Annotated in this window: 11 protein-coding genes; 4 read left to right on the forward strand and 7 right to left on the reverse strand. The window is 46.0% G+C overall.

Annotated features, from left to right (window positions below; translation table 11 throughout):
- Positions 1 to 408: 408 nt before the first annotated feature.
- Both AC3RV5_RS20410 and AC3RV5_RS20415 read left to right on the forward strand, forming a co-directional pair.
- Entirely contained in the window at positions 409 to 927 is a 519-nt protein-coding gene (locus tag AC3RV5_RS20410; RefSeq protein WP_489729405.1) for an EF-hand domain-containing protein, read from the forward strand.
- 363 nt (positions 928 to 1,290) lie between these two features.
- The gene (locus tag AC3RV5_RS20415) at positions 1,291 to 1,461 is read left to right on the forward strand and encodes a DUF3545 family protein (RefSeq protein ID WP_489729406.1); all 171 of its coding nucleotides are present in this window, start codon (positions 1,291 to 1,293) and stop codon (positions 1,459 to 1,461) included.
- A gap of 149 nt (positions 1,462 to 1,610) precedes the next feature.
- On the opposite strand, the gene bamJ is transcribed toward AC3RV5_RS20415, so the two are convergent.
- Positions 1,611 to 2,231: a BamJ family beta-barrel-assembly machinery protein gene (gene bamJ, locus AC3RV5_RS20420; protein ID WP_489729407.1), complete on the reverse strand. Its 621-nt coding sequence runs from the start codon at positions 2,229 to 2,231 to the stop codon at positions 1,611 to 1,613.
- Between the two features lie 297 nt (positions 2,232 to 2,528).
- Between bamJ and ppc the strand changes: the two genes are divergently transcribed.
- Together ppc and AC3RV5_RS20430 are read left to right on the forward strand one after the other, a co-directional pair.
- Positions 2,529 to 5,147 (forward strand): phosphoenolpyruvate carboxylase, encoded by a 2,619-nt coding sequence (gene ppc, locus AC3RV5_RS20425; RefSeq protein WP_489729408.1) that lies wholly within the window; start codon positions 2,529 to 2,531, stop codon positions 5,145 to 5,147.
- Between the two features lie 201 nt (positions 5,148 to 5,348).
- Positions 5,349 to 5,972 carry a YigZ family protein gene (locus tag AC3RV5_RS20430; RefSeq protein ID WP_489729409.1) on the forward strand — a complete coding sequence of 208 codons (624 nt, stop codon included), beginning with the start codon at positions 5,349 to 5,351 and terminating at the stop codon, positions 5,970 to 5,972.
- Positions 5,973 to 6,092: 120 nt separating this feature from the next.
- On the opposite strand, the gene tuf is transcribed toward AC3RV5_RS20430, so the two are convergent.
- The 6 genes from tuf to rpoB all read right to left on the reverse strand — a co-directional run bounded on the left by tuf (position 6,093) and on the right by rpoB (position 18,892).
- Positions 6,093 to 7,274 (reverse strand): elongation factor Tu, encoded by a 1,182-nt coding sequence (gene tuf / locus AC3RV5_RS20435; RefSeq protein WP_489729410.1) that lies wholly within the window; start codon positions 7,272 to 7,274, stop codon positions 6,093 to 6,095.
- A 63-nt stretch (positions 7,275 to 7,337) separates the two neighbouring features.
- Positions 7,338 to 9,443 (reverse strand): elongation factor G, encoded by a 2,106-nt coding sequence (gene fusA / locus AC3RV5_RS20440; protein ID WP_489729411.1) that lies wholly within the window; start codon positions 9,441 to 9,443, stop codon positions 7,338 to 7,340.
- A 12-nt stretch (positions 9,444 to 9,455) separates the two neighbouring features.
- Positions 9,456 to 9,926, reverse strand: coding sequence for a 30S ribosomal protein S7 (gene rpsG / locus AC3RV5_RS20445; RefSeq protein ID WP_489729412.1), 471 nt, complete (start codon positions 9,924 to 9,926; stop codon positions 9,456 to 9,458).
- Between the two features lie 77 nt (positions 9,927 to 10,003).
- Complete coding sequence (gene rpsL / locus AC3RV5_RS20450; protein ID WP_489729413.1) at positions 10,004 to 10,378, reverse strand: 30S ribosomal protein S12; 375 nt, start codon at positions 10,376 to 10,378, stop codon at positions 10,004 to 10,006.
- Positions 10,379 to 10,586: 208 nt separating this feature from the next.
- Positions 10,587 to 14,774 carry a DNA-directed RNA polymerase subunit beta' gene (gene rpoC / locus AC3RV5_RS20455; RefSeq protein WP_489729414.1) on the reverse strand — a complete coding sequence of 1,396 codons (4,188 nt, stop codon included), beginning with the start codon at positions 14,772 to 14,774 and terminating at the stop codon, positions 10,587 to 10,589.
- Positions 14,775 to 14,863: 89 nt separating this feature from the next.
- Complete coding sequence (gene rpoB, locus AC3RV5_RS20460) at positions 14,864 to 18,892, reverse strand: DNA-directed RNA polymerase subunit beta (protein ID WP_489729415.1); 4,029 nt, start codon at positions 18,890 to 18,892, stop codon at positions 14,864 to 14,866.
- Positions 18,893 to 18,980: the final 88 nt, after the last annotated feature.

An 18,980-nucleotide genomic window follows, 5' to 3' on the forward strand; every position in this document is an offset into this window, starting at 1 on the left:
TATATAATACAATGACTTATACTTAATAAATGAGTGGTGACGGGAAAAAAAATGTAAGTACTGCGTACAGATTGCAAGTTTTTCATTACCGAACATAAAGATGTAAAAACACCTGCTGCATATTGGGTAGCCGACAAAATGTTCGATTTTAACTAGGCAATCTGACGCCTTTTCACGCCGTGGCATATACAGATATGACTGAGCCTTTACATTTAGTAACTACACTGCAAAGCATTGGAAAAAGTTGCAATCCTCGCGTAGTTATTACACCAAATGCGTGCTGCGATGGCAAAAAAACCAACTTAACAAACTGTTATTTAAGGACTTTTATTACTGGCATGCAAATTGTTTATTCGTTTCGTAGTTAACTATCCCGCTTAAGGGAATGTCATTTAAAGGAGATTCAATATGAACAGATTTACGTTAGCCTCAGTTATTGCCGCCATCTTAGCCGCGCCAGCTTTTGCCGAAGAGAATAGTTCAATGGACAAAATTAGCAGCTCGTTTGAGAGCTTAGATAATGACAGTGATGGTTTCATTTCTAAGGAAGAAGCCGATGACGATGATATATGGGAACACTTTGCCAAGATAGACGGTATGGTTGATGGCACTAAAGACGGTGAAATTAGTCGATTGGAGTTTAATGCATACATGGAAAAGCATGTCGGCGAAGTGGCAGAAAATAAAGAAGTCGCTGAATCCGCACAGACAGCCAAAGTTAAACAACTTGACCCTATTACCAGCTCGTTTTCAGATCTGGACGAAGATGACAATGGTTATATCTCTATAGAAGAAGCGTCAGGAAACAAGATGGATAAACACTTCGGATACATGGATGTAGACAGTGATAGCCGAGTAAGTGAGTCTGAATTTTCCAGCTATACTGGAACCACGCACGCTGATAAATACGTACCTAAGACTAAATAGTATACGTAATTATTCCATAAGTAATTCTCGCTGACTTTTGTGAGAATTACTTAACTCCCTTATTATCAACGATATAAATCTCTTAAGATAATAAAGTCGAATTACAACTCAACATACTGCTAAAGGTAACGGTACCAAGAGTCAACTGCCCACATTGGTGTTAATACTAGCCCAGCCCCCCCTTACTAATGCAACCTAACCCAACAAAAATCAAAAAAACTTCATTAGACGTTAATAAAAAGTAAACAAATGTATTCTATTTTAGCGGCTCCTATGGTAAACAGTTGTTTGAGTTTTTTATTTTTACTAAATAAAAAGTTTAAAGATTTCAATATTATGCACAAAGTAATCAAGGAGATCTCAATGGATAAGTCTGAATTATTGTCAGTGATTGATGCAGAATCCCGCCCTTCTAAAAACAAAGCAACTAAACGAAAGTGGAGAGAGATTGAGGCAATCCATGATCGCTACAGATTACGACAAGAATTAAAGGAATTGGGTATGAATGCCCAGGACGAATTGGAGATGTATTAACATTTGATGCTATTACCGGTTCTCTAAATAATATGTAGTACCAGCAATTTGAAAATGAGAAAATCCGATAACGAGTCATTCGTTATCGGATTTTTAGTATCTGTACAAAAGAAGCCGGATAACCGGCTTCTTTTTATCAGATTGAGTGACTATGCAAGTATGTCCAATAGTTCAACATCAAAAATCAGGGTACTAAACGGCGCAATTGCACCACCGGCACCCTGTTCGCCATAAGCTAACTCATGGGGTACATATAAACGTAACTTGGCGCCCACTTGCATCATCTGCAAAGCTTCGGTCCAGCCTTTAATGACACCGTTTACCGGGAACTCAGCAGGTTCGCCACGATCATAGGAGCTATCAAAAACCGTTTCATCGAGTAAGGTACCATGATAATGAACACGAACCGTTGAATCCGCTTGGGGAGTTTCTCCTTCACCGGCATTAAGTACTTCATACTGTAAACCGCTATCGGTAACGGTTATTTCTTGTCGCTGAGCATTTTCGGCCAGGAACTTCTCACCGGCGGCAACCGCATCGGCAAACTTGGCTGATTTTTCTGATTGCATACGTTCATGAATTTCGTTGAAAGCAACCCGTAGTATGTCATTAGTTACTTGCGCGGGTTGCAGATTAAATGCATCCGCCAAACCTTCCTGAACGGCAGAAATGTCTAAACCAGTGAACGGGTTGGCACGCAATTGCTCACCCATTTGCAAACCAATACCATAACTTGCCTGAAGCTCTACACTCGAAAATTTATCTGTCACATTGACTCCTAACTTAAAAAGCACACGTTTTATTACGTTGCTTGGTAAAAAATGGCGGGTATCATAACACAAAGGCACAGCGACCAAAAAGCCCACATACAGGGGTATTCTGGTAAGTGTGTTAGAAAACTTACAGGTGCAAATACACCTGTCACTGGGAGCTACTTTAAGGTAAAAGTATCTATCTTATTCAGCCAATCTCTCTCCCCTGACTTGGACAAAGCAACGCTTTGTCAGTATGGTAGGCGGCTGTTTTGGATATAATGTTAACTTTCTATTATTTCAGCGGAGGCAACTGTGCCAAAAATTCTCGACTCACAATTAAAAGAAACCGTACGTAATCTCGGGACAACTTTGGGCGACATGATCAGAGCCCAGCTTGGTGATGAATGGCTGCAACGAATAGAAACCATCAGATTAGACGGCCGTCAATCCTATCAAGGCGACAGTGAATGTTCCGACAAATTAAAAGCGCTTTTTAGCGAGCTCGAAGATGAGCAGTTATTGGTGGTTGGTCGTGCTTTCTCACAGTTTCTAAATTTGGCAAACATCGCCGAACAAGAGTTCAACAGCGTCCATCATGACGACGATCCCATACAAGAATTATTTAGCCATTTAGATAAAGCTAATGTGTCAGCTGAGACGTTCGAAAAAGCGGTTGATCAACTCAGTATTGAGCTTGTCTTAACGGCACACCCCACAGAGGTGACGCGTCGAACTTTGATCCATAAACACAGTGAACTTGCTCAGTGTTTGCGAAAAGTGCATCAAACAGGCTTATCCGAAATTGAGCGCGATAAAATACGCACTCGTATCGCAGACTTGGTTGCCCAAGCATGGCACACCGAGGAGATCCGTACTGTGCGTCCCACCCCGGTTGACGAAGCTCGCTGGGGCTTTTCGGTTATAGAGAACTCCTTATGGGAAGCCGTGCCCGATTTCGTCCGTGAGCTAAGCAGTCAATTCGAATCTAAGTACAATTTAGCGCTGCCACTTGACGTCGCGCCAGTAAAATTAAGTTCATGGATGGGCGGCGATCGGGACGGTAACCCGTATGTTACCTCTAAAGTAACCCAGCAAGTATTGTTGTTGGCCCGTAAGCGCGCCGCTAAGCTCTTTGCTCAAGACGTAGATATGCTGCAAGTCGAGTTGTCCATGAGTGACTGTGACGAAACCATACGCACACAGGTTGGCGACGAGCTTGAGCCTTATCGCGCACTGTTACGTCCTTTATTGAGCAAACTTACCGCTACAAAAACCGGTATTGCAGACTTCCTAATTGATGAATCAGTGGATGATAGCAAGTGGATTGCCAGTAAAGAAGAACTGCTAACCCCATTGATGCTGTGTTACAACTCATTGCAAGCCTGCGGTATGAGCGTAATTGCCGATGGTCGCCTGCTGGATACTATTCGCCGCGTACATTGTTTTGGGGTGCATTTGCTCAAATTGGATATTCGTCAGGACGCTGAACGTCATGCCGACGTATTTAGTGAACTGACTCGCCATCTGGGCATGGGTGATTACACCAATTGGAGCGAAGAAGACAAACAAGCCTTCTTGCTTAAAGAGCTTAGCTCTAAACGCCCCTTGTTCCCGTCAAATTGGCAACCTTCTGCTGAGGTACAAGAAGTCATAGATACCTGTAAGGTCGTGGCTCAGCACAGTGAAGAAGGCTTCGGCATTTACATTATCTCAATGGCAAGTTTGCCCTCAGACGTACTCAGTGTGCACTTGTTACTACGAGAGTTTGGTGTGACCTGGCCGATGCCGGTTGCTCCGCTCTTTGAAACCTTGGACGATTTGAATGCCGCTGCCAGCGTAATTGATGCGCTAATGAATATCGATTGGTACCGTGGCTTTATTCAAGGCCATCAGTACGTCATGATCGGGTACTCGGATTCAGCTAAAGACGCCGGTGCCATGGCAGCCGGTTGGGCACAATATGAGTCACAAGAAGCCTTAGTTGGCGTTGCTGACAAGTATGGTATTAACTTAACCTTGTTCCATGGCCGTGGCGGTACGATTGGACGTGGTGGCTTACCCGCTCACGCCGCAATTTTGTCTCAACCTCCTGGCTCGTTAAAAGGTGGCTTTCGTGTTACCGAGCAAGGTGAAACCATCCGCTATAAGTTTGGCATGCCCCAATTGGCTCAGCACAGTCTATCGTTATATGCCAGCGCTATCTTAGAAGCATTGATTTCACCGCCACCGGCACCGAAACAAGAATGGCGCGAGTTAATTACCGAGGTTGCCGCCAACGCTCGTGACAATTACCGGAATACTGTACGTCACGATCCAAGCTTTGTGCCTTATTTCAGAGTAGCTACTCCTGAACAAGAGCTAGGCAAGTTACCCCTGGGTAGCCGCCCTGCCAAACGTAAACCCAGTGGCGGCATTGAAAGCTTGCGTGCTATTCCGTGGATTTTCGCCTGGGCACAGACTCGTTTAGTGTTGCCGTCCTGGCTTGGTGCGATGAAAGCGGTGCAAACTGCGATTGATGCAGGTCAGCGTCCGTTAATCGATGATATGTTGCAGAATTGGCCTTTCTTCCATTCGCGTTTTTCTATGTTGGACATGGTTTTTGGCAAAGCTGACCCGCGTATCAGTGCTGAGTATGATAAACGCTTGGTGCCTGAAGAATTGCAGCATTTAGGCGATGCATTACGCGATGAGCTCAAGATGAGCATGGCGCTGTTACTTGACATATTGCAGCAAAAAGAAGTCATGGAATCGGATCCCAAGGGCAAAGAGTCGATGAATATTCGTGCTGGTTACTTACAACCCCTGCACTTCTTACAGATCGAATTGCTAGAGCGCATTCGAGCTAAAGGCGATGAAGCCGACCCTACCCTAGAGCGCGCCATGATGGTAACCATCGCCGGTATCGCAGTGGGCATGAGGAATACGGGGTAGCGGCTACCGGGTAGCGGCTACCGGGTAGCGGCTACCGAGTAACGGCTACCGAGTAGTACTCTAGCGGCCAGTCTAAACCTGGCCATTTTCATATTTGATAACTATCTCAAGGTGGTATTTAACCTGAGATAGTTTTATCACCTTGTTCACGTTTAATGCAGTTTCAAACCCTGTAATGATGGTACGCCTGTAATATTTGTCATGTCTTTAGCACCTTATTTCATTCCCAATGCCACCGCCTGCGCGACACAAGAAATAAAGCGCAGTCGATTTATTACCCAGTTGGCCCATACCCCTGGTATCACCAGTGCGAAAGCATTTATTCAACAGATCAGAGATGAGCACCCTACTGCTAGGCATCATTGTTGGGGATTTGTCGCCGGTGCACCTAGTGATCCCATGCAATTAGGATTTAGTGACGACAAAGAGCCTTCAGGCACTGCGGGAAAACCTATCCTGGCTCAGTTAAAAGGCAGTCGGATCGGTGAAATAAGCGCTGTGGTTACCCGCTATTCTGGCGGAATTAAACTTGGAACAGGAGGATTGGTGAAAGCTTACGGTGGTGGTGTACGCCTTGCGTTAGCACAACTCATCCTGATAAAAAAAATACCCAGCAAAACAGTAAACATAAATTATGTTTACCATCAGCAGAACGCCATAGATGGATTATTCAGACAATTTCAGGTGACAGTGGTTCGTTCTATTTTTACGACCACAGTCAGCCTCACCGTCACGGTTAACGCCATACAAGTAGATGAGTTTATTAACATGGCCAGAACCATCGGTTCACAGCAGATTGTGATCACTGAAGCAACCGACCACTAAATTTAGAGATAGGCTAATTAGCCCATCAAAATTCAGTGCCAACACTGATTATTGTTAGCACAATTTCAGGTAAAAAAAAGGCTCCCTAAGGAGCCTTTGTTAACTAGCTAAATTAGCTACTTATAGAATTTTAGCTACCACGCCTGCACCTACTGTGCGGCCACCTTCGCGGATAGCGAAGCGTAAACCTTCGTCCATCGCAATCGGTGCTATCAATTCAACAACAAATTTCAAGTTGTCACCAGGCATAACCATTTCTACGCCTTCAGGAAGCTCTACAGCTCCTGTTACGTCCGTTGTACGGAAGTAAAACTGTGGACGGTAACCTTTGAAGAACGGAGTATGACGACCGCCTTCGTCTTTAGACAACACGTACACTTCAGCTTCAAACTTGGTATGCGGGTTGATGGAACCTGGCTTAGCCAATACTTGACCACGCTCAACGTCTTCACGTTTAGTACCACGTAACAACGCGCCGATGTTCTCGCCTGCACGACCTTCGTCAAGCAATTTACGGAACATTTCAACACCCGTACAGACACTTTTGGTGGTGTCTTTCATGCCGACGATTTCTACTTCGTCACCGGTTTTCACGATACCGCGCTCAACACGACCTGTTACTACCGTACCACGGCCTGAGATTGAGAATACATCTTCAATAGGTAACAAGAATGGCTTGTCGATATCACGCGCTGGCTCGGGGATATACGTATCAAGGGCTTCGGCAAGCTCAAGAATTTTCGCTTCCCATTTCTCATCGCCTTCAAGGGCTTTAAGGGCTGAACCTTGGATAACGGGTAAATCGTCGCCCGGGAAGTCGTATTCAGAAAGTAATTCACGTACTTCCATTTCAACCAACTCAAGCAATTCTTCGTCATCTACCATGTCACATTTGTTCATGAAAACGACCATGAAAGGTACGCCAACCTGACGGCCTAACAAGATGTGCTCACGGGTTTGTGGCATAGGACCGTCTGTCGCCGCTACAACCAGGATAGCGCCATCCATTTGGGCCGCACCGGTGATCATGTTTTTCACATAATCGGCGTGTCCAGGACAGTCAACGTGGGCGTAGTGACGAGCCGGTGTATCATATTCAACGTGAGACGTTGAAATGGTGATACCACGTGCACGCTCTTCAGGTGCGTTATCGATTTGATCGAATGCAGAGGCAGAGCCACCGTAGGTTTTAGCCAACACAGTAGTAATTGCCGCTGTTAAAGTGGTTTTGCCGTGGTCAACGTGGCCGATTGTACCGACGTTTACATGCGGTTTTGTACGTTCAAACTTTGCTTTTGCCATTTTACAAATTTCCTAAGTTAACAATCCGGTCCTACTTCTGTAGAAAACCGGACCAGACCTTCATTAAGATTGACGAGCGTCAACAATGGCTTTCGCAACATTATTAGGCGCTTCTGAATAATTAAAAAATTCCATTGAATATGATGCACGCCCCTGAGTTGCACTACGCAAGTCAGTAGCGTAACCGAACATCTCGGATAATGGCACCTTTGCATGTACAATTTTTATACCTGCGATGCCATCTTCCATCCCTTCGATTACACCGCGTCGACGATTTAAATCACCAACTACATCACCCATCCAGTCTTCTGGAGTGGTCACTTCAACTTTCATCGTGGGTTCAAGTAACACAGGCTTTGCCTCGGCAGCACCTTTTCTGAAACCCATTGAACCAGCGATTTTAAACGCCATTTCTGAAGAGTCAACATCATGATATGAACCATCGAATAAGGTGACTTTTACATCTAGCACCGGGTAACCCGCGACCACACCATTTTGCATCTGTTCCTGAATACCTTTTTCTACTGAAGGAATAAATTCCTTAGGAACCGTTCCCCCAACAATAGCATTAACAAACGTGTATCCAGCTCCCTCTTCATTTGGCTCGATTGTCAACCAAACATGACCAAATTGACCACGACCACCTGTTTGGCGCACAAACTTGCCTTCAACGTCAACTTTGCCGCGGATGGTTTCGCGATAAGCAACTTGAGGTTTACCTACATTACATTCAACGTTGAACTCACGCTTCATGCGATCGACAATAATATCCAAGTGTAGTTCACCCATACCGGATATGATTGTTTGACCTGACTCTTCATCAGTTCTGACTTTAAACGACGGGTCTTCGGCGGCTAATTTCCCTAACGCCATGCCCATTCTTTCTTGATCGGCTTGTGAGCGAGGTTCAACTGCAATAGAGATAACAGGCTCAGGAAACTCCATGCGCTCTAGGGTTATAATGTGATTGGGATCACACAAGGTGTCACCTGTAGTCACATCTTTGAGCCCTATCGCGGCAGCAATATCCCCGGCACGCACTTCTTTAAGTTCTTCCCTGTCTTTGGCATGCATCTGGACTATGCGTCCGAATCGTTCACGTTTTGCTTTTATCGGGTTGTAAACACTGTCGCCAGAGTTAACTACGCCGGAATAACAACGAAAAAACGTTAAGGTACCGACAAAAGGGTCAGTCGCTATCTTGAATGCCAAAGCTGAAAAAGGTTCGCTATCCTCAGCCGCACGGCTCCCTTGGGTTTCGTCTTTATCGTCTAAAATACCGGTAATAGGCGGAACATCTCCAGGGGCGGGCAAATATTCAATAACGGCATCAAGCACAGCTTGCACACCCTTATTTTTAAATGCTGAACCGCAGGTTGCCAATACAATTTCGTTATTAATGGTACGGGTGCGCAACGCCGACTTGATTTCTTCCTCGGTTAGCTCAATGCCTTCCAAGTACTTGCCCATCAGTTCGTCATTGGCATCAGCAGCCGCTTCTACCAGTTCAATGCGTAATTGATCTGCGCGAGCTTGCAGCTCGGCCGGGATAGCTTCATAATTGAAGGTCATGCCTTGATCAGATTCATTCCAATTAATGGCTTTCATCTTGATAAGGTCGATGACCCCTCTGAAGTTTTCTTCGGCACCGATATTTAAGTGGATCGGTACACATATGGCACCTAGTCGTTTGCGGATTTGCTTCAAGACGCGGTCAAAATCAGCCCCGGCTCGGTCCATCTTGTTGACAAACACGATCCGCGGAACGTGATATTTGTCGGCTTGACGCCAAACCGTTTCTGACTGAGGTTCCACACCGGAAGACCCACAAAAAACCACCACAGCACCATCAAGCACACGTAAGGAACGCTCGACTTCTATCGTGAAGTCGACGTGCCCTGGTGTGTCTATAATATTAATGCGGTGTTGTTCGTATTGCTTATCCATCCCCGCCCAAAAGCAGGTCGTGGCCGCTGACGTAATAGTGATGCCGCGTTCCTGTTCTTGTTCCATCCAGTCCATGGTGGCTGCGCCATCATGGACTTCACCGATTTTGTGTGACATACCAGTGTAGAACAGGACACGCTCAGTCGTCGTGGTTTTACCCGCGTCGACGTGAGCGACAATACCAATGTTACGGTAGCGATCGATAGGCGTTTTACGAGCCATAGCTTTCTCTTATTACCAACGGTAGTGAGCGAAGGCTTTGTTGGCTTCAGCCATGCGGTGCACGTCTTCACGTTTCTTAACCGCAGAACCTTTGTTTTCAGCAGCGTCGAGCATTTCGGCTGCAAGGCGTTGAGCCATTGATTTTTCACCACGTTTACGAGCTGCGTCTACTAACCAGCGCATGCCTAGAGCATTCCGACGAATTGGACGAACTTCTACTGGTACCTGGTACGTAGAACCACCTACACGACGAGATTTAACCTCAACCGTGGGGCGAATGTTATCCAATGCGGTTTCAAATAACTCTAGGTGTTCTTTGCCAGCTTTTTCAGCAACAATTTCGAGCGCACCGTAAACAATTTTTTCAGCAGTCGATTTCTTGCCGTCTAACATCACGACATTCATAAATTTAGCAAGTAACTGTGATCCGAACTTAGGATCGGGTAGGATTTTTCGTTGACCTACAACTCTTCTTCTTGGCATCTTTAATTCTCCGTAGAATTCAGGAATATCCCAAAACTCAATTAATACTTTAGTTTGGCCTTACTAACGGAGAACCGTTAAGACTTAGGCCGTTTTGCGCCGTACTTAGAACGGCCTTTTCTACGATCGTTTACACCTGAGCAATCCAATGTTCCGCGGACTGTGTGATAACGAACACCTGGTAAATCTTTAACACGACCACCACGAATAAGAACCACACTGTGTTCTTGTAGGTTGTGACCTTCACCACCGATATAAGAAGAAACTTCAAAACCGTTGGTTAAACGAACACGACATACTTTACGTAATGCAGAGTTCGGCTTCTTTGGTGTGGTGGTATATACACGAGTACATACACCACGGCGTTGTGGGCAGGCCTGCAATGCTGCTACGTTGCTCTTCGCAGCGGGCTTTTGGCGGGGCTTGCGCACTAACTGGTTAACTGTTGCCATTAACTAGCTCCTGGTTAAAATTACGACTGAAATATCCTTTGATTAGGATATAAAACGCGAAAAATCCGCGACCCAACATCTGTTACCAAATTTCGGGTCGCGGAAGTCTAATGACCAAAGTTTGACCTGTCAAGTTTGAGCCCCTCTAAACACGCTAAAATGCGTATATTTGGGTCTTTTCCCTTTTCAGGTCAGACAAAAGTCCTATTTACTCGTCCGTTGAAGGCGATTCCATGACTTCTGCATTCAATGCATCAGTTAGGGCCTGTTCAGCGTCCGCGGCAGATACAGACGGGTCTTCAACCTGCTGTCTTTCTGCTAGTTTTCTTGCTGTACGTTTCTGATGATACGAAAATCCGGTACCGGCTGGTATCAAACGACCAACGATCACGTTCTCTTTCAAGCCACGCAACTCATCTTCTTTACCTTGCACTGCTGCTTCGGTCAGAACACGGGTGGTTTCCTGGAAAGAGGCGGCTGAGATAAATGACTCAGTCGACAACGAAGCTTTAGTGATACCCAACAACTGTGTTTCATACTGGGCCGGGATCTTACCCTGCTTTTCCAATACACGGTTGGCGATTTTCACATTAGACACTTCAACCTGCTCGCCTTCTAACAACGTACTGTCACCTGCATAAGTGATCATACACTTACGTAACATTTGACGAATAACCACTTCGATGTGTTTATCGTTAATTTTTACCCCTTGCAGGCGGTAAACTTCTTGCACTTCATTAACGATATAGTTAGACACCGCACTGATACCACGTAAACGCAAGATGTCATGAGGTGACTCTGGGCCGTCGGCGATAACTTCGCCTTTTTCCACATTTTCCCCTTCAAACACATTAAGATTACGCCATTTCGGGATCATCTCTTCGTAGGCTTCGCCTTCTTTAGGCGTGATCACCAGACGTTTTTTACCTTTGGTTTCTTTACCAAAACCTATGGTACCGGAGATTTCCGCTAAAATAGCGGGCTCTTTCGGTTTACGCGCTTCGAACAAGTCAGCTACACGTGGCAGACCACCTGTGATATCCCGTGTTTTCGAGCTTTCTTGTGGAATACGCGCTAACACATCACCTGGCTTGGCCAGCATGCCATCTGAGGCTTCGATAGTGGTGAAACTCGGTAAACGAATTTCTTGCAGACCGTGTTCTTCACTATCAAGGATCAACTTGGGTTCTTTCGCATTAGCCTTGGCCAAGTCGTTGACCACTATACGGGTCAAACCGGTTAATTCATCCTGTTGCATCTCTGTATTACTGTCATCGATATCCGCGTAGCTGATCTTCGCTTGGCGTTCGGTAACAATTGGATGCGAGTGAGGGTCCCAATTTGCCACGACTTCACCGACAGTTACTGACGCATTATCGTCCGTAGTCAAGATGGCACCATAAGGCACTTTGTAACGTTCTTTTTCACGACCTTGATCATCAATAATAGTGATCTCAGATGAACGAGAAACGATAACCACTTTGTCATCGGTATTACGCACGTATTTAGCGTTATGTAACTTCAAGGTGCCGATAGTTTTAACTTGTACACTGTTTTCAGCAGATGCCCGAGATGCCGCTCCACCTATGTGGAAGGTCCGCATGGTTAACTGTGTACCTGGTTCACCGATGGATTGCGCAGCAATAACGCCCACAGCCTCACCAAAGCCAACCATGTGTCCACGAGCCAAATCACGGCCGTAACATTTAGCACATACACCGAAGTCATTTTCACAGGTAATAACCGAGCGCACCTGAATCTGATCAACGGAGTTGGTTTCGAGCATATCAACCATGGCTTCATCTAGCAGAACGTTACGTTCTACCAAGATTTCATCCGTACCTGGTTTGAATACATCTTCAGCCACAGTCCGACCCAATACACGTTCACGTAACGGCTCGACCACGTCTCCGCCTTCGATTAACGGCGTCATTTTCACGCCTTCAAAGGTGCCACAGTCTTCGTTATTGATAACCAAATCCTGGGCCACATCAACCAGACGACGAGTCAAGTAACCTGAGTTAGCGGTTTTCAATGCGGTATCGGCCAGACCTTTACGCGCACCGTGAGTCGAAATAAAGTACTGTAGTACGTTTAGTCCTTCACGGAAGTTAGCCGTGATTGGTGTTTCGATGATTGAACCATCTGGTTTAGCCATCAAGCCACGCATACCGGCTAACTGACGGATCTGGGCAGCACTACCACGGGCTCCGGAATCGGCCATCATAAATACTGAGTTGAAAGAAGGTTGTTCTTCCATTTCACCGTCACGATTCATCACACTTTCAGTGGATAAATTGCTCATCATCGCCTTGGCAACACGTTCGTTAGCATTTGACCAAATATCGATAACTTTGTTGTAACGCTCACCCGCAGTAACCAGACCAGATTGGAATTGTTCCTGGATTTCACGCACTTCAGCTTCGGCTTCTTCAATGATGTCTTTTTTGGCATCAGGAATAACCAAATCGTCGATACCAACAGACGCACCAGCGATCATCGCATAATGGAAACCGGTATACATGATTTGGTCAGCGGCAATAACCGTGTCTTTCAAACCCAAGGTACGGTAACAAGCATTCAATAGGCGAGAAATCATCTTCTTGCCCATGGCCTGGTTTATTAGCTCAAACGGTAAACCTTTAGGCAATGCCAAGGATAAAATAGCCCGGCCGACTGTCGTATCGGTTAAGGTCACTTTTTCAGTTTTGCTGCCATCTTCGGCTACGTCATATTCGGTAATACGCACTTTAACCCGGGCATGTAGTTCAGCAAAGCCGGTACGGTAAGCTTTTTCAGCTTCGTTAGGACTAGTGAACATCATACCTTCGCCAACACCATTAACCCGATCACGGGTCATATAATACAGACCCATGACCACATCCTGTGAAGGCACGATAATCGGCTCACCGTTGGCAGGGGAAAGAATGTTGTTGGTTGACATCATCAAGGCACGAGACTCTAGCTGTGCTTCGATCGTCAAGGGCACGTGTACCGCCATTTGGTCACCATCGAAATCGGCGTTATATGCCGCGCAGACCAATGGATGCAATTGAATGGCTTTACCTTCGATTAGGATAGGTTCAAACGCTTGGATCCCCAAACGGTGAAGTGTGGGTGCCCGGTTAAGTAATACAGGGTGTTCACGGATCACTTCGTCCAGTACATCCCATACTTCTGCGTCTTCACGTTCTACTAATTTCTTAGCGGCCTTGATAGTGGTCGCTAAACCACGGGCTTCCAATTTACCGTAGATAAAGGGTTTGAATAGCTCAAGTGCCATCTTCTTGGGAAGACCACACTGATGCAAGCGTAGTGTAGGGCCAACAGTAATGACCGAACGACCGGAGTAATCTACCCGTTTACCCAATAAGTTCTGACGGAAACGACCTTGTTTACCTTTGATCATGTCGGCCAAAGATTTAAGGGGACGTTTGTTAGAACCCGTAATAGCACGACCGCGACGACCATTATCCAACAAGGCATCAACCGCTTCTTGCAGCATACGTTTTTCGTTACGTACTATGATGTCAGGGGCGGCAAGATCAAGCAGGCGTTTCAAACGGTTGTTACGGTTAATCACTCGGCGATACAGATCATTCAGATCCGATGTCGCGAAGCGGCCACCGTCCAGCGGTACCAAAGGACGCAGGTCAGGTGGTAATACCGGCAATACGGTTAAAATCATCCACTCAGGCTTGTTGCCTGATAATTGGAATGACTCAAGTAATTTCAAACGTTTGGTGATTTTTTTACGCTTGGTTTCCGAGTTGATAGTTGGCAACTCTTCACGCATAGAAACAACATCAGCATCCACATCCAGGGCTTTAAGCAATTCGTACACTGCTTCGGCACCCATCTTGGCTTCAAACTCGTCACCGTGCTCTTCGAGCGCATCCAGATACTCTTCTTCAGTCAGAAGCTGGCTACGTTCAAGAGTTGTCATGCCTGGCTCGGCTACTACGTAAGATTCGAAGTAAAGTACACGTTCGATATCACGTAATGTCATATCCAGCATCAAACCGATACGAGACGGTAAGGATTTCAAAAACCAAATATGCGCAACCGGGCTGGCCAATTCGATGTGGCCCATACGCTCACGGCGCACTTTGGTCAAGGTGACTTCAACGCCACATTTTTCACAGATCACACCGCGATGTTTAAGGCGTTTGTATTTACCACATAAACATTCGTAATCTTTAACCGGACCAAAAATACGCGCACAGAACAAACCATCACGCTCAGGCTTGAAAGTACGGTAGTTAATGGTTTCTGGCTTCTTAACTTCACCAAACGACCATGAACGGATCATGTCGGGTGACGCAAGACCAATTCGGATGTTATCGAATTCTTCGGTCTTGTGTTGTTGCTTAAGAAACTTCAATAAGTCTTTCACATTTCTCTCCCAGCGGAGTCAGTTGCAAAAGCCCGGCATGTGGTTCACACACCCCGGACTGTCCAGTCTATAAGCTCAGCAAGAGCAGCTTACTGCTCTTCTAACTCGATGTTGATACCCAATGAACGGATTTCTTTCAGCAATACGTTGAAAGATTCCGGCATACCGGGTTCCATGCGGTGATCGCCATCCACGATGTTTTTATACATCTTGGTCCGGCCATTCACGTCATCGGATTTAACTGTCAGCATTTCCTGCAAGGTATAAGCAGCACCATAAGCTTCCAGTGCCCACACTTCCATCTCTCCGAAGCGTTGTCCACCAAACTGGGCTTTGCCACCAAGAGGTTGCTGAGTTACCAAGCTGTACGAACCAGTTGAACGAGCATGCATCTTGTCATCAACCAAGTGATTCAGTTTCAACATATACATGTAACCCACTGTTACCGGACGCTCAAATGCGCGACCAGTGCGCCCGTCGAACAAAGTAATTTGTCCGCTTTGCGGGATATCAGCCAAGGTCAACATATGTTTGATTTCAGCTTCTGTGGCACCGTCAAATACTGGTGTCGCCATAGGCACACCTTTACGCAGGTTATCCGCCAAACGCTTGATTTCGTCGTCACTGAAGCTATCAAGATCCACATTTTGATGCGTTTTACCTGCGCCGTACACTTCTTTAAGGAAGCTACGTAACTTGGCCATCTCTTCGTGCTCTTTAAGCATGCGATCAATTTTGACCCCGATGCCGTGAGCAGCCATACCCAAGTGAGTCTCAAGTATCTGTCCGATGTTCATCCGCGAAGGTACACCAAGAGGGTTAAGCACGATATCAACAGGCGTCCCATAATCATCATAAGGCATGTCTTCGACAGGCTTGATGGTAGAGATAACACCTTTGTTACCGTGACGACCCGCCATTTTATCGCCGGGCTGTATATGACGCTTAACCGCTAGGTACACTTTAACAATTTTTAATACGCCTGGTTGCAAGTCATCACCTTGGGTGATTTTGCGACGTTTCATTTCAAACTTCTTATCGAAGTCATCTTTGATTTCGGCGTGTTGCTGGGCAATTTGATCCAGCTCGGTTTGCACATCTTCGTCGGTCAGGTTTAAATCGAACCATTTCTCACGAGGTAAAGAATCCAGCTTAGCTTCATCTGTACCAGACCTGACAAGCAGATTTCTCGCTCGGGCAAAGATACCGTCGGCCAGGATATTAAATTCATCCGACAAGTCTTTTTTGACTTGACGTAACTGCATGTCTTCAATTTCCAGAGCACGTTTATCTTTTTCGACACCATCACGGGTGAAGACCTGAACATCGATAACGGTTCCGTGCACACTGTTAGGCACACGCAATGAGGTATCTTTCACGTCAGATGCTTTTTCGCCGAAGATGGCTCGTAATAATTTCTCTTCAGGGGTCAGCTGGGTTTCACCTTTAGGTGTTACCTTACCGACTAAAATATCACCGCCTTTGACTTCGGCACCGATATACACAACACCGGATTCATCTAACTTACCTAAAGCTGATTCACCAACATTGGGTATATCAGCACTGATCTCTTCTGGCCCAAGCTTAGTATCACGAGCGACACAGCTAAGTTCCTGAATATGAATAGTGGTAAATCTGTCTTCCATCGCTACGCGCTCTGAAATCAAGATTGAATCTTCGAAGTTGTAACCATTCCAGGGCATAAATGCGATACGCATATTCTGTCCCAAAGCCAATTCACCCATGTCGGTGGACGGACCATCAGCCAGTACATCACCGGCAACAACAGGCTCACCAACATTACAGTTAGGACGCTGATTGATACAGGTATTTTGGTTAGAACGGGTGTACTTGGTTAAGTTGTAGATATCAATACCGGCTTCGCCAGCAGTGGTTTCTTCTTCATTAACCTTAACAACAATACGACTGGCATCAACGAAGCTCACTGAACCACCACGTTTCGCTACCACAGTTACGCCTGAATCAACCGCTACGGTTTTCTCCATGCCGGTACCCACTAACGGCTTTTCAGCGCGCAAAGTAGGAACAGCTTGACGTTGCATGTTTGCACCCATCAATGCCCGGTTAGCATCATCGTGTTCCAGGAACGGGATAATGCTGGCGGCCACCGAAACGATCTGCTGAGGAGACACATCCATATAGGTGATCTCGGAGCTCGCTTTAAGCGTGGTTTCACCGCGGTGACGACAAGGGATCAAGTCATCAGCCAGCTTGCCACTGTCATCCAAGACTACGTTAGCCTGGGCGATGGCATATTGGCCTTCTTCGATGGCTGACAAATAATCAATTTCATCTGTCACGATACCGTCGACTATCTTACGATAAGGCGTCTCCAGGAAGCCGAAATCATTGGTTCGGGCAAAACTCGCTAAGGAGTTGATCAAACCGATGTTTGGACCCTCTGGTGTTTCAATGGGACATACACGGCCATAGTGGGTCGGATGTACATCTCGTACTTCAAAGCCTGCACGTTCACGGGTCAAACCGCCCGGGCCTAAGGCTGAAATACGACGTTTATGGGTAACTTCAGATAACGGGTTATTCTGATCCATAAACTGAGACAACTGACTAGAACCGAAGAACTCTTTAACCGCTGCCGAAATTGGCTTGGCATTAATCAAGTCCTGAGGCATAACCGCATCCAAATCACCCAAGCTCAAACGTTCCTTAACGGCACGTTCGACCCTGACCAGACCAACACGGAACTGGTTTTCGGCCATTTCGCCAACAGAACGAATACGACGGTTACCCAAGTGATCGATATCATCTACTTCGTCTTTACCGTCTCGTATAGTGATCAGCTGCTTCATTACCGCGACGATGTCTTCTTTATTCAAAGTTCCTGAGCCGGTAGAAATTTCACGACCTAAACGGCGGTTGAATTTCATGCGACCAACAGATGACAAGTCATAACGGTCTTCAGAGAAGAACAGGTTAGTGAACAGGGTTTCCGCGGCGTCTTTTGTCGGTGGCTCACCAGGACGCATCATGCGATAAATTTCAACCAAGGCTTCTAACTTGTTGGTTGAGCTATCGATACGCAAGGTGTTTGAAATATAGGCACCATGATCAAGTTCATTGATATACAAAGTCTCGAAACTGCTATAACCGGCTTCTTTAAGCCCCAGCAGATTTTCTAGTGTTAACTCATCGTTGGCAGCAGCGACTAACTCACCGGTTTCTTGATTGACGTAATCACAAGCGATCACGCGGCCGACCAGATACTCGGCTGGCACTTCAAGTTCTACGATTTTGGCTTTTTCCATGGCGCGCGTGTGGCGAGCCGAGATACGACGACCAGACTCGACAATCACATTGCCTTTTTTGTCTTTTATGTCAAATTGCGCTGTTTCACCACGTAGGCGATCAGGCACGATATCAGACATGAAAACATCACCGGTAATTCGTACCTGGTTTTTCTCGAAAAACAGATCCAAAATTTCTTCGGTTGGCATTTCCAATGCACGTAACATAATAGTCGCCGGCAATTTACGGCGTCTGTCTATACGGACATAAAGATTATCTTTAGGGTCAAATTCGAAGTCTAACCACGAACCACGGTAAGGAATAACGCGAGCGTTATACAATACTTTACCTGAGGAGTGAGTTTTACCTTTATCATGGTCGAAGAATACGCCTGGCGAACGGTGTAACTGAGAAACGATTACGCGCTCAGTACCGTTGATGACGAAAGTTCCGTTTTGAGTCATGAGTGGAATTTCACCCATGTACACTTCTTGCTCTTTGATATCTTTTACTGTGCCCGGTGCTGCTTCACGATCAAACAACACGAGACGTAACTTGACTCGCAGAGGTGCTGAAAAGGTAACACCGCGTATTTGACATTCTTTCACATCAAATACAGGGTCACCTAGACGGTAACTTACGTACTGTAATTCTGCGTTACCAGAGTAACTTTTAATTGGGAAAACCGATCGAAATGCTGCTTCCAGTCCATGCTGACCATCGACGTCTAGGTCAATAAACTTTTTAAAAGAATCAAGCTGGATTGAAAGTAGATAGGGTATTTCCAATACCTGTGGGCGTTTGCCAAAATCCTTACGGATACGTTTCTTTTCGCTATAAGAGTAAACCATGGGTTCCTCAGCCTGCCGATTTTTGACCCAACTTGCTAAATAGATTATCTATAGAGCAAACTTCCAGCACCCTTTATTTTACACTAAT

The sequence above is a fragment of the Paraglaciecola sp. IT1134 genome (assembly GCF_058068185.1).